The sequence below is a fragment of the Nonomuraea sp. NPDC050394 genome, assembly GCF_044459065.1.
Classification (GTDB): Bacteria; Actinomycetota; Actinomycetes; order Streptosporangiales; family Streptosporangiaceae; genus Nonomuraea.
This window is the reverse complement of record NZ_JBITIO010000002.1, coordinates 267,693-279,304: the sequence shown is the minus strand read 5'-3', so window position 1 is coordinate 279,304 and position 11,612 is coordinate 267,693. Positions and strand designations below refer to the sequence as shown.

At 72.1% G+C, this 11,612-nt stretch carries 12 protein-coding genes; 6 read left to right on the top strand and 6 right to left on the bottom strand.

Going from position 1 to position 11,612, the window contains the following annotated elements:
- Positions 1-2: 2 nt before the first annotated feature.
- The gene (locus ACIBKY_RS09525; RefSeq protein WP_397095850.1) at positions 3-161 is read right to left on the bottom strand and encodes a hypothetical protein; all 159 of its coding nucleotides are present in this window, start codon (positions 159-161) and stop codon (positions 3-5) included.
- 549 nt (positions 162-710) lie between these two features.
- Here ACIBKY_RS09525 and ACIBKY_RS09520 point away from each other — a divergent pair.
- The gene (locus ACIBKY_RS09520) at positions 711-2,564 is read left to right on the top strand and encodes a propionyl-CoA synthetase (protein WP_397095849.1); all 1,854 of its coding nucleotides are present in this window, start codon (positions 711-713) and stop codon (positions 2,562-2,564) included.
- A 111-nt stretch (positions 2,565-2,675) separates the two neighbouring features.
- Positions 2,676-3,632: a DMT family transporter gene (locus ACIBKY_RS09515; protein WP_397095847.1), complete on the top strand. Its 957-nt coding sequence runs from the start codon at positions 2,676-2,678 to the stop codon at positions 3,630-3,632.
- Here the strand turns inward: ACIBKY_RS09515 and ACIBKY_RS09510 are convergent.
- The 3 genes from ACIBKY_RS09510 to ACIBKY_RS09500 form a co-directional block, all read right to left on the bottom strand.
- A complete protein-coding gene (locus ACIBKY_RS09510) occupies positions 3,629-4,408 on the bottom strand; it encodes an SDR family NAD(P)-dependent oxidoreductase (protein WP_397095846.1) in 780 nt (259 codons plus the stop codon). The genes ACIBKY_RS09515 and ACIBKY_RS09510 overlap by 4 nt on opposite strands.
- Before the next feature lie 61 nt (positions 4,409-4,469).
- Entirely contained in the window at positions 4,470-5,642 is a 1,173-nt protein-coding gene (locus ACIBKY_RS09505) for a sensor histidine kinase (protein ID WP_397095844.1), read from the bottom strand.
- Positions 5,639-6,295, bottom strand: a complete 657-nt coding sequence (locus ACIBKY_RS09500) for a response regulator transcription factor (protein ID WP_397095842.1) — start codon at positions 6,293-6,295, stop codon at positions 5,639-5,641. The genes ACIBKY_RS09505 and ACIBKY_RS09500 overlap by 4 nt, the downstream gene beginning before the upstream one ends.
- A gap of 185 nt (positions 6,296-6,480) precedes the next feature.
- Here ACIBKY_RS09500 and ACIBKY_RS09495 point away from each other — a divergent pair, with 185 nt between their 5' ends.
- The 4 genes from ACIBKY_RS09495 to ACIBKY_RS09480 are packed head-to-tail and all read left to right on the top strand — an operon-like array spanning position 6,481 to position 9,637.
- Complete coding sequence (locus tag ACIBKY_RS09495) at positions 6,481-6,693, top strand: hypothetical protein (protein ID WP_397095840.1); 213 nt, start codon at positions 6,481-6,483, stop codon at positions 6,691-6,693.
- A gap of 54 nt (positions 6,694-6,747) precedes the next feature.
- On the top strand, positions 6,748-7,629 hold the full coding sequence (locus tag ACIBKY_RS09490; RefSeq protein WP_397095838.1) for a hypothetical protein: 882 nt from the start codon (positions 6,748-6,750) through the stop codon (positions 7,627-7,629).
- Between the two features lie 33 nt (positions 7,630-7,662).
- On the top strand, positions 7,663-8,571 hold the full coding sequence (locus ACIBKY_RS09485) for a hypothetical protein (RefSeq protein WP_397095837.1): 909 nt from the start codon (positions 7,663-7,665) through the stop codon (positions 8,569-8,571).
- Between the two features lie 4 nt (positions 8,572-8,575).
- Positions 8,576-9,637 carry a hypothetical protein gene (locus tag ACIBKY_RS09480; RefSeq protein WP_397095835.1) on the top strand — a complete coding sequence of 354 codons (1,062 nt, stop codon included), beginning with the start codon at positions 8,576-8,578 and terminating at the stop codon, positions 9,635-9,637.
- A gap of 4 nt (positions 9,638-9,641) precedes the next feature.
- On the opposite strand, the gene ACIBKY_RS09475 is transcribed toward ACIBKY_RS09480, so the two are convergent.
- Entirely contained in the window at positions 9,642-10,781 is a 1,140-nt protein-coding gene (locus ACIBKY_RS09475) for a UDP-N-acetylglucosamine--N-acetylmuramyl-(pentapeptide) pyrophosphoryl-undecaprenol N-acetylglucosamine transferase (RefSeq protein WP_397095834.1), read from the bottom strand.
- A gap of 4 nt (positions 10,782-10,785) precedes the next feature.
- A complete protein-coding gene (locus ACIBKY_RS09470; protein ID WP_397096864.1) occupies positions 10,786-11,601 on the bottom strand; it encodes a formylglycine-generating enzyme family protein in 816 nt (271 codons plus the stop codon).
- Positions 11,602-11,612 lie beyond the last annotated feature (11 nt).

Below are 11,612 nucleotides of genomic sequence, written 5' to 3'. Positions count from 1 at the left end.
GGTCACCCGCTCCTCGAACGCCTCGCCCAGCGCCTAGCACGACCCCGCTGCATCCCCTTGAGCAGCTTGCCCACCGGCGGCGCCGCGCGCGGGTCGGCCAGCATGGGCGCGAGGGCGCCCAGCCGCCGCGCGCGCAGCAGCACCTCGGCGATTGCGTGCACCCCTTACCTCCCCTGAAGACACGTGCGGGAGGCCGTGCCGGGCACGGTCTCCCGGGGCGGAGAGCGGGCACGCTGTTCATGTGAAGTGATGAGAAGGAAGCACACCCTGAGCCGCCCAGGCGCCACACGCTACCCGGACGAACACCGCCATGTCCTCCCCATATCCGCGGTGCCGATCCACTTCCCAGACCGCCAGAGGTGATCGGCGTCCCCGGGCTTTGGCGGTGTCAGGAGAGGCGGGTCACCACGTCCCGCGAGGTCCCGTCCATCTGGCTGCCCCGGGTCCGGCCGGGGTGGTTGGGGCCGATCGGCGATCCGGACAGCGGGCCTCGGGCCGGTCCGCCGGCTTCCCACCACTTGGGGGGCCCACGGGACGGCCGTTGCGGTGCCTTGTGCGCGCGCCCGAGGGGCGTGGAGGCCGTGGAGGGCGGCCGGGGTCGGCGGGCGGTGGGTGGGGTGGCGGAGCCGTCAAGGATCGAGGGCCTGTGGGAGCGCGAAACGGCGGCCGGGGGGTTGATCGGGTGGTGGCGGGGCTGGTGGGATCGGGGGGTGGGTTTCGATGAGGTGTATCGGCAGAGCATTGAGCGGCCCGAGCGGTTCTGGGCCGAGGCGGCGCGGGGGATCGAGTGGGACGTGGAGCCCGCGCAGGTCCGGGCCGATGGGCGGTGGTATGGCGATGGGTGGCTGAACACGTGCCACAACGCGCTTGACCGGCACGTCGCCGCCGGACGCGGGGAGCAGGCGGCGCTCATTCATGACAGTCCGGTCACCGGGGGCAAGCGGACCTATACCTATCGTGAGCTGCTGGACGAGGTGGCGCGGACGGCGGGGATGCTGGCCGGGCTCGGTGTCGGACGCGGGGACACCGTGGTGATCTACATGCCCATGGTGCCCGAGGCCGTCGTCGCCATGCTGGCCTGCGCCCGGCTGGGGGCGGTGCACTCGGTGGTGTTCGGCGGATTCGCGGCGCCGGAGCTGGCGGTGCGGATCGACCATGCGCGGCCCAAGGTGGTGATGTCGGCCTCGTGCGGGATCGAGCCGTCTCGCCTGGTGGAGTACAAGCCGCTGCTCGATGCCGCACTCCGGCAGGCCGGGCACCGGCCCGGTCACTGCGTGATCCTGCAGCGCCCGCAGTGCCGCGCGGAGCTGGAACCGGGGCGCGACCTCGACTGGGCCGAGGCGCTCGGCACGGCGGTGCCCACCGGTTGTGTCAGCGTGCGGGCCACCGATCCGCTCTACGTTCTCTACACCTCGGGCACCACCGGCGTCCCCAAGGGCGTCGTGCGCGACAACGGCGGGCACGCGGTCGCGCTGCACTGGAGCATGAGCGCCGTCTACGGCGTCGCGCCGGGCGAGGTCTTCTGGGCGGCCTCCGACGTGGGGTGGGTGGTCGGGCACTCCTACATCGTGTACGCGCCGCTGCTGGCCGGCTGCACGACCATCCTCTACGAGGGCAAACCGGTCGGGACCCCGGATCCCGGGGCGTTCTGGCGGGTGGTGGCCGAGCATGGGGTGCGCGTGCTGTTCACGGCCCCGACGGCGATCCGGGCCATCAAGAAGGAGGACCCGGCCGGGGAGTGGGCCGCCAAAACCGATCTGTCCGGCCTGCGGCATCTCTTCCTGGCCGGGGAACGCCTCGACCCCGACACCTACCACTGGGCCACCGGCCTGCTCGGCATCCCCGTCATCGACCACTGGTGGCAGACCGAGACCGGGTGGCCCATCGCCGCCAACTGCGTCGGCATCGAGCAACTCCCTCTCAAGCCCGGCTCGCCCACCAAGCCGGTACCCGGATACGACGTGCGCATCCTGGACTCCGCCGGCGCCGACTGCCCGCCCGGCACCGAAGGCGCCGTCGCGATCCGCCTGCCGTTGCCGCCCGGCTGCCTGCCGACCCTGTACAAGGACGACCGGCGCTTCACCGAGTCGTACCTGACCCGCTATCCCGGCCACTACCTGACCGGCGACGGCGGCTACATCGACGCCGACGGCTACCTGTACGTCATGGGCCGCATCGACGACGTCATCAACGTGGCCGGGCACCGCCTGTCCACCGGGGCCATGGAAGAGGTCATCGCGGCCCACCCCGACGTGGCCGAATGCGCCGTGATCGGCGTCGACGACCCGTTGAAGGGCCAGGCGCCCCTGGGGTTCGTCGTCCTGAAGGCCGGTGCCGACCGCGACCCCGCCGATCTCGAACGCGAGCTCGTCACCATGATCCGCGACCGCATCGGCCCCGTCGCCGCCTTCCGCCGCGCCCTGGTGGTCACCCGCCTGCCGAAGACCCGCTCGGGCAAGATCCTCAGGGCGACCATGCGTGACATCGCCGCCGGCCGCCCGTACCGCACCCCCTCCACCATCGAGGACCCCGCCGCCCTCCAGGAGATCACCGACGCCCTGTGACCCCTGCCCGGCCCGCGACCCGCGTGCCTGGGGCGTACGGCGTCGGGGGTGCAGGGGTGGGTGGGGATAGTTTGATGAAGGGTTAAATGTCGTGGCTCTAGGGTCGGGGGTATGGAGCACAGTGTTGAGGTGAGGACCGACCGGTGGGCGCTGGCGGCGGTCGGGGTGACCGTGGTGTTGTGGGCGTCGGCGTTCGTGGCGATTCGCGCCGCCGTACAGGATTATTCGCCCGGCGCGCTCGCCCTGGGACGGCTGCTGGCCGGTTCGCTCGCGCTCGGCGTGATCCTGCTGGTGCGCCGCGAAGGGCTGCCCCCGCGGGCGGCCTGGCCCGGGATCGTGGTGTCGGGGGTGTTGTGGTTCGGGGTGTACATGGTGGCCCTGAACTGGGGTGAGCAGCAGGTCGACGCCGGTACCGCGGCCATGGTGCTGGGGATCGGGCCGGTGCTGATGGCGTTGCTCGGCGGGTGGGTGCTCAAGGAGGGCTTCCCGGGGCGGCTGCTGGCGGGCCTGGCGGTGTCGTTCGCCGGCGCGGTCGTGGTCGGGGTGTCGATGTCGGAGGGCGGGGCGTCGTCGGTGCTGGGGGTCGGGCTGTGCGTGCTGGCCGCGGTGTCGTGGGCGGTGGCGATCATGGCGCAGAAACCGGCGCTGAAGTACGCCTCGGCGCTCCAGGTGACGACCTACGGGTGCCTCGTCGGCACGATCGCCTGCCTGCCCTTCGCCGGGCAACTGGTCACCGAGGCGGCACGGGCCCCGCTGTCGGCCACACTCAACCTGGTGTACCTGGGCGTCTTCCCGACCGCCGTCGCCTTCACCACCTGGGCCTACGCCCTCGCCAGGACGACGGCGGGCAAGATGGGCGCCACCACGTACGCGGTCCCGGCTCTGGTCGTGGCCATGGCGTGGGTGGCGCTGGGTGAGGTGCCGGGCTGGCTGACGTTCGCCGGTGGCCTCCTGTGCCTGGCCGGCGTCGCCGTCACCCGCTCCAGAACCGGCCGCCGGCCCACCCCGGAAGCCGCCGTCAGGCAGGAGCGGCGATCCGGGCGCGAGAACCAGCGGAAAAGCTCCTAACGGCGCGCCCCGGTCCTGGTCGCCAGCAGGCGGGTCAGGCTGGGGGAGGCCCAGGCGGCCCCCAGCATGAGGCGCATCATCACCGGCAGCGACGTACGGCCCCGCCCCCGGCGCACCGCGTTGACCAGGGCGCGCGCCACCTGCTCGGGAGTGACGGTCGGGATGATGCCGGCGATGCCCGGGATGCGCTCCTCCGAGCCGGGGTTGTTGGCGAAGTAGTCGCTGGAGACCTTGCCGGGGATGATTTCGGTCACCCCCACCCCGGTGCCGTGCAGGTCGGCGCGGAGGGCGGCGACCAGGCCGCGCAGTCCCCACCGGGCCGCGGTGTAGCCGAACGCGCCGGGCCAGGCGATGCGGGAGGCGGGGGAGTTGACGACGACGATGCGGCCGCTGCCCCGCCGTACCATGTCATGGGCGAAGGCGGCGCTCACGTAGCCGGCGGCGAGGAACGGCACCGCGGCCAGTTCCCTGAACTGCTCCGGCGAGGTCTCGTCGGCGAACAGCCACCGCCCCGCGCCCGCGTTGTTCACGATGACGTCGGGTACGCCGACCGTGGCCTTCACGTGCTCGGCCATGGCGGTGACGGCCGCCGGATCGCCCAGGTCCGCCGGGAAGACGTGTGACTTGCCCAGCTCCGTGGCCAGCGCGTGGAGCCTGACCTCGTTCCTGGACGTCAGGACCAGTCTGGCCCCGGCGCGGGCGAACTCCCTGGCCGTCTCCGCCCCGATGCCCGACGACGCGCCCGTCACCAGTACGATCTTGCCCCGCAGTTCCACCGCATCTCCCGAAAGATCGCCCAATATCCCGCCAGGGTATCGGCCGTCCGAAAACCGGGTGTCACCCGGAGGCGTTGTCCAGCGGCAGTTCGACGGTGATCGTCAGCCCGCCCTCTTCCCGGGGCCGCGCGGTGACGGTCCCCCCGTGGGCCTCCGCGATCACGCGCACGATCGACAGCCCCAGCCCGCTGCCCCGATCGGAGCGCAGCCGGTCCCCGTGCAGCCGCCGGAACGGCTCGAAGATGGACTCCAGCTCGTACGGCGGCACCGGCAGCCCGGTGTTGGCCACGACCAGCTCCACCTGCTCGGCCCGGCCCCGCGTCGTCACCCACACCTCGCCCTGCGGATGGTTGTGGCGGACCGCGTTCTCGACGAGGTTCTGCACGAGCCGCTCGACCAGCACCGCCTCGCCACTGGTCGGCGCCGTGTCCAGCAGCCGCTGGATGCTCACCTCGGCCTTGGCGGCCTCGACGGCCACCTGGTCGAGCACGTGCTCCGCCACGTCCATCAGGTCGAACGGCCGCCGGTCCAGCAGTGCCCGCTCGCCCTCGGCCAGCGCGAGCAGCCCGTCGATGAGCCGCTCGTGCCGGGTGTTGACCAGCAGCAGCGACTCGCCGAGCCGCTTGACGTCCTCGGTGGCGTCGGGACGGCGCACGGCCACGTCGACGAGGGTCCTGTTGATGGTCAGCGGGGTGCGCAGCTCGTGGGAGGCGTTGGCGACGAAGCGCCGCTGGCCGTCGAAGGAGCGGGCCAGCCGGACGAGCATGGTGTCGAAGGTCCCGGCCAGTTCGGCGACCTCGTCGCGCGGGCCCTCGTAGCCGATGCGCTCGGTGAAGTCGTGGCTCTGGGCGACGCGGCGGGCGTTCTCGGTCACCGACTTCACCGGGCGCATCGCCCAGGAGGCGGCGCGCCAGCCGCCCAGGAACGCCAGGCCGGTCCCCGCCGCCACGGAGGCCAGGCCGATCAGGCGGACGTTGGCGAGCGTGTCGCGCCGGTAGATGGTCTGGACCTGCATGGCCCGCGCGCGGGCGATCTCGTAGGGGGCGGAGAAACGTTCGAAGGTGCCGGAGCCGTACTCGTCGGTCACGCTGACCGAGATGCGGGCCGGCGTCATGAGGCCGGTGCGGTAGGTGAGGCTGTGCTGCACGACGAAGTAGACGGCGGCCAGCACGGCGGTGCCCAGCACGAGGAACACCGCCGCGCAGGCGATGGAGATGCGCAGGCGCACGGTCATGGGATGCGGTACCCCGCTCCCGGCACGGTCTCGATGACCTGCGGCTCGCCGAGTTTCTTGCGCAGCTTCATCATCGTGGTCCGCACGGTGTTGGTGAACGGGTCGATGTGCTCGTCCCACACCTTCTCCAGCAGGTCCTCGGCCGACACGACGGCGCCCTTGGCCCGGAGCAACTCGGCCAGCACGCCGAACTCCTTGCGCGCCAGCGGCACGTACCGTCCGTCGCGGAAGACCTGGCGGTGCGCCCAGTCGAGCCGCACGCCCGCGCGGTCCAGCATGGGCGGGTCGGCGGGACGGGCCCTGCGGCCGAGGGCGTGCACCCTCGCCACCAGTTCCTCGAACGCGAACGGCTTCGGCAGGTAGTCGTCGGCCCCCAGCGACAACCCCGCCACCCGCGCCCTGATGTCGCCGGAGGCCGTCAGCATGAGGACGCGCACCAGCGCCCCGTCGGCGACGACCCGCTTGCACACCTCGTCCCCGTGCACGAGCGGCAGGTCGCGGTCCAGGACGAGCACGTCGTAGGCGTTCACCGACAGGCGCTCCAGCGCCGACTCCCCGTCGTAGGCGACGTCCACGGCCAGCGCCTCGGCGCGCAGCCCCTCCGCGATCGAGTCGGCGAGCATGCGCTCGTCCTCGGCGATCAGCACTCGCACTCTTCCCCCAAACGATCTTAAACTCCCGTAAGTCTGGTGATTGTCACATAACCCCGGCGTAACCAGATCGCGTGACGCCGAGGCCACCTCCGGGGCGGTGGGCCACCCGCCCGTGACCACCCCGACTTCGACACACCGGCTGTTCCCGGCCGTCCTCGCTCTGGCCGCGGCGCCGCCACGCGGTCGTGGACGGCGCGCGGGCCGAGACCGCCGCCCGCTCCGCCGGTGACGCGCTGCTGCCGTGGGCGGCGGCCGTCTTCCTGCTGGTGGCACCGGTCGCCGTGCTCGACTTCGACCACCGCTACGTGCTCCCCGCCCTTCCGCCGGCCGGTGTCGCGGCCGCGCCGGCGCTGAACGGCCTGCGCCGCTCCCTGCCAAAGGGCGGAAAATCGCCGTAGTATCCGGGCAGAACCAGCATTTGGGGGCGCCAGTTGCCGGTACAGCCTGTGAGTGTGGTCATCGACCCAGCGGTCTCCGCCGAGACGGCCGGACTCCTCCGTGCGAACGCTCACCTGCTGGCCCGGATCCGCTTAGGCTGGCGGCCCGAGCCCGTGGCGAGGGACCGCCCCCGCAGAAACCCGTCGAGCCTGCTCCTGCTGCTGGCCACGCCGCCCATGATCGCGCTGGTGGCCGTGCTGCTCGACTCACGCGTGGCCCCGGCGGGCTTCGTGGTGCTGGGCGCGTTCGTGGTGCTGGTCCTGGTCAGGATGGCCGCCATCAACGAGACCCCGCCGGACGGCAGGGTCCACGAGCGGATCGTCTTCGAGCAGGCCCGCTGGAACGAGGGCCGCTACCTGCTGCCCGAGGACTTCGACACCGAGGCGCGGGCGATCCTGGCCCGCGCGCAGGAGGCCATCGGCACCGTCCTGCGTTCCCACGTCAACGCCGAGGGCCTGCTCGACGACATCCGCAACGCCGTCATGCTGCCCGCCCAGGAGTGGGAGATCGCCCGCCTGCTGGCCAAGCTCTCGGCGCTGCGCACCGAGCACCGGGCGCTGCTCGGACGGGGGGTCGCGCCGGAGGTGGCCGAGATGGTCGCGCCGCTGGAACGTGCCCTCGACTCCAGCGAGGCCGCCGTGCTGGCGCGCGTCGAGGCCCTGGAGGGGTACGCGGGCCACGTGGCCGAGGCCGAGGCCGCCTACCATGCCCGCGGCCAGATCGAGGAGCTCAGGGCCAGGCTGCCCCGCTACGAGGAACTGCTGGCCGAGTCGGGGGCGGACGCGCTGGCCGTACCCGAGATAGAACGGCTCGCCGAGGACGCCGGCCACCTCGAACGGGCCTTACGGCGGAGCGTGACGTCCGCACACGAGGCGTTTCGCCATCTCGAAGGCTGACATTAGGACAGAACGTTACATAGGATCATTTGCGTGTCCGGGCGTCAGGCGAAAGTGGTTGTCGATCCAACCGTTCCCGACCAGGCGGCGGAGCTGTTACGGCAGCACCGCAAGCTTCTCGTCCGCATGCGTGGCGGCTGGGCGCCGCCGCACAAACGGCGCAGCGTGGCGGCGCGCATCACCTACAAGATCATTCTGATCGCGATGGCGTCTTCGGCGACCGTGGCCGCGCTGGCCTTCTTCCGCGCCGCCCACTACACCACGTTCGCGTTCATCATGACCGGCGTCTCCTTTCTCATCCTGGCCTCCCTGCTCAAGCCCAACCCTGACGCCGAGGTGGAAAAGCAGCTCGACGCCGAGCTCGACGTCTACGAGTGCGCGCAGCAGTACCAGGGCCGGTTCGTGCTGCGCGAGGACCTCGACGAGGCCGCCAGGGCGCTCATGCTGCGCGCGCACTGCGCGATCGACGCCGTCACCGAGTCGCGGGTCAACGCCGAGGGGCTGCTGGACGGCGCGCGTAACGCGATCATGCTGCCCGCGCAGGAGTGGGAGATCGCCCGCCTGCTGGCCAAGCTGTCGGGCCTGCGTGCCGAGCACCGCGAGGTCATGTCCGAGGGTGTCACCCCGGAGGTGCTGGCGGTCTCCGAGCCGCTGGCCAGGGTGCTGGAGGGCAGCGAGCGGGCGGTGACCGAACGCGTCGAGGCGCTGGAACGCTACGCCGGTCACGTGCGCGACGCCGAGCGCGCCTACCGTGCCCGCAGCCAGATCGAACGGCTGACCGCCAAGCTGCCCCGCTACGAGGAACTGCTGGCCGAGTCCGGCGCCGACGGGCAGGCGGTGCCCGAGCTGACCGAACTCGCCGACGACGCCGGCCGCCTGGAGCAGGCCCTGCGCGACAGCGTCAGCTCGGCACACGAGGCGTTCCGGCATCTGGAAAGATAGGCCGATGGCCGATGTCATCGTAGATCCCGACGTGCCGGACCATGACGCTCATCTGTTACGGCGCCACGGGCCCCTGCTGGCCAGGATCCGCCGCGGATGGGTGCCACCGCCCCGTTCCGGCGCGAGCCCGGCCCACAAGCAGAAGCTGCAGCTCGGCCTGTCGGCGGCCCTCGCCCTCCTGCTGGTCATCACCGTCATCAACTCCGGCTTCGACGGCTTCGGGTTCCTGCTCGGCGTCGTCACCGTGATCATCTTCATGGCCGGGATCCTCCGGCGCGACATCGACCCCGCCGAAGACGATCGCGAGGCCACCCTGCGGGAGGTCTTCGAGCAGGCCCGCTGGTACGAAGGCCGCTTCATCCTCCTCGGCGACCTCGACGAGTCCTCCCAGCGGCTGCTGGGCAGGGCCGGCCGGGCGGTCCAGGCCGTGCTCGGCTCGCGGGTCAACGACGAGGGCCTGCTCGACGACGTGCGCAACGCGGTCATGCTGCCGGCCGAGGAATGGGAGATCGCCCGCCTGCTGGCCAAGCTCTCCTCCTTACGCGCCCACCACCACAGGACGGTCTCCTCCGGTTTCACGCCCGAGGTGGAGGCGGTCGCCGCGCCGCTGGCCAGGGCGCTCGACAATAGCGAGGCGGCCGTCGTGGCCCGGGTGGAGGCGCTGGAACGCTACGCCACCCACGTGGCCGAGGCCGAGCGGGCCTTCCACGCCCACCGCCAGATCGAGGAACTGCGGGGGCGGCTGCCCCAGTACGAGGAACTGGTGGCCGAGTCGGGGGCGGACGGCTTCGCCGTACCGGAGCTCGATCGGCTGGCGGGCGACGCGGACCTGCTGGAGCAGGCGCTGAGGCGGAGCGTCCGCTCCGCCCACGAGGCCTTCCGCCACCTCGACCCCAAGGACCGCAACAGCCTCGCCCCCGCCGACGACGACACCCTCCACGACGACGCCCTGCACGACGGCACCTCGCGCGACGACACCCTCCACGACACCCTGCACGAGGGCACCTGGCCGGGCGATCCTCGCGAGAGGGACACCCGGCCGGGCGACACCTGGCCCGGCGGCTGAGGGCTCAGCCCCTGCCGGAGCTCGCGGCGGCCTCCAGCAGCACGTCGGCCAGCGCGTCGGCGGCGTCCACGCGGCCGAGCTTGCGTGCCGCCTCCGCCATCGCCGCCCGCAGCGCCGGGTCGGCCAGCATCGGCATCAGCTCCGCCAGCAGCATCTCGGCCGTCGGCCGCGGCTCCAGCAGCGCCCGCGCCGCCCCGGACGAGGCCAGGTAGGAGGCGTTCTTGCGCTGCTCGTCGCCGCCGGTCGGGATGAGCGGGACCAGCACCGACGGCTTGCCCACGGCGGTCAGCTCCGAGACCGTCCCCGCGCCGCTGCGCGCCACCACCACGTCGGCGGCGGCGAACAGGTCGGGCAGCTCCGCGCCCACGTAGGGCACGGGGTGGTAGCGGTCGGCCAGCCCGGGAGGCAGCGGCACGGCCCGCATGTGCTCGATCCACGCGGGGCCGCACTGGTGCACGATCTGCGCGTGCCGCAGCAGCACCGGCAGGCTCTCGGAGATCAGCGTGTTGATCTGCTTGCTGCCCTGGGCGCCGCCGGTCACGTAGATGAGCGGCACCTCGAAGGTGAGCCCGAAGTGGTCGTAGGCGGCGGCCCGGTCGCCGCGCAGCAGCTCGGGGCGGATCGGGTTGCCGGTCACGACCGCCTTGGTACGGGCGGACGCGGGCAGGTACTCCAGCGACGACTCGTGCGACAGCGCGATGCGGGTGGCGAGCCGGGACAGGATGCGGTTGGCCAGGCCCACCACGGTCGTCTGCTCGTGCATGACCAGCGGGCGGCGGATCAGCTTGGCCGCCACCCCGATCGGCACCGCGACGTAGCCGCCGGTCGACAGCACCACGTCGGGCAGGTACCGGGCGGCGTGCCCGACCGCCTGCGCGACGCCCACGGGGATGCGGAAGACGTCGGCGATGTTGGTGCCCAGCTCGCGCAGGTTGGGACGGCGGCGCAGCTTGCCCGTCGTGATCGCCTTGAACGGGATGCCGTGCTCGGCGGTGATCCTGGCCTCCAGGCCGTTCGCGGTGCCCACCCAGAGCACGTCGTGCGGCAACCGCCGCCGTTGCACCGCGGCCAGGGTGGTGAGGGCCGGGTACGTGTGACCGCCGGTGCCGCCGCCGGTGATCAGGAGTCGCAGGGTTCGTGCCATGCGATCAGAGTATTGCCGCACAGCGGAAACCGGTGTGCCCCGTTGAGGAGTCCGGCGTGTTCATGGTGCGCGCGGCGACCCGGTAGCGGTTGCAGTAGGAGTCGTGGCACATGTACGAACCCCCGCGAATGACCTTAGCGTCGCCGGCCTCCGGACCTGTGGGATTTTCCGCGAAATCCCGCCATGAGGTGCCCCACCAGTCGGCCGTCCACTCCCAGACGTTGCCGGAGACGTTGTAGAGCCCGTAACCGTTCGGCTGGAAGGACTTCACCGGCACGGTGCCTTTGCTGGGCGCGCCGGGAAAGGGCCCTTCCCAGATGTTGCACCGGCGGCGTCCCTTGGGCGAGAGCTCGTCCCCCCACGGGTACTTCGCCCGTTCCAGTCCGCCGCGTGCGGCCTTCTCCCATTCGGCCTCGGTCGGCAGCCGCTTGCCGGCCCAGGTGGCGTAGGCGTGGGCGTCGTTCCACGACACGTGCACGACCGGATGGTTCTGCCGGTCGCCCACCGTCGACCCGGGGCCCTCCGGCGTCCGCCAGCCGGCCCCCTCGACACCGGCCCACCAGGGCGCCTGCGGCACCGAGGCGTCCATGATCCCGCCGGTGGCGAAGGGCCGGAACACGAAGGACCATCCGATGGCCTCCGCCTCGGTGACGTACCCGGTCTCCTTCACGAACGTCGCGAACTGCGCGTTGGTCACACACGCCGGATCGATGAGGAAGGCGTCCACCCGCACCTCCCGCACGGGCCCCTCGCCGTCGCCCGGCCGCCCGTCGGCGTCGTCGCCGCCCATCAGGAACGGCCCGCCGGGCACCCGCGCCATCCCGCGCGGCG

What these genes read in the sequence shown, in the direction of transcription:
- ACIBKY_RS09515 (WP_397095847.1), top strand. Translation starts at nt 2,676, where the DNA reads ATGGAGCACAGTGTTGAGGTGAGGACCGACCGGTGGGCGCTGGCGGCG.
- ACIBKY_RS09505 (WP_397095844.1), bottom strand. Translation starts at nt 5,642, where the DNA reads ATGACCGTGCGCCTGCGCATCTCCATCGCCTGCGCGGCGGTGTTCCTC.
- ACIBKY_RS09480 (WP_397095835.1), top strand. Translation starts at nt 8,576, where the DNA reads ATGGCCGATGTCATCGTAGATCCCGACGTGCCGGACCATGACGCTCAT.
- ACIBKY_RS09475 (WP_397095834.1), bottom strand. Translation starts at nt 10,781, where the DNA reads ATGGCACGAACCCTGCGACTCCTGATCACCGGCGGCGGCACCGGCGGT.
- ACIBKY_RS09470 (WP_397096864.1), bottom strand. Translation starts at nt 11,601, where the DNA reads ATGGCGCGGGTGCCCGGCGGGCCGTTCCTGATGGGCGGCGACGACGCC.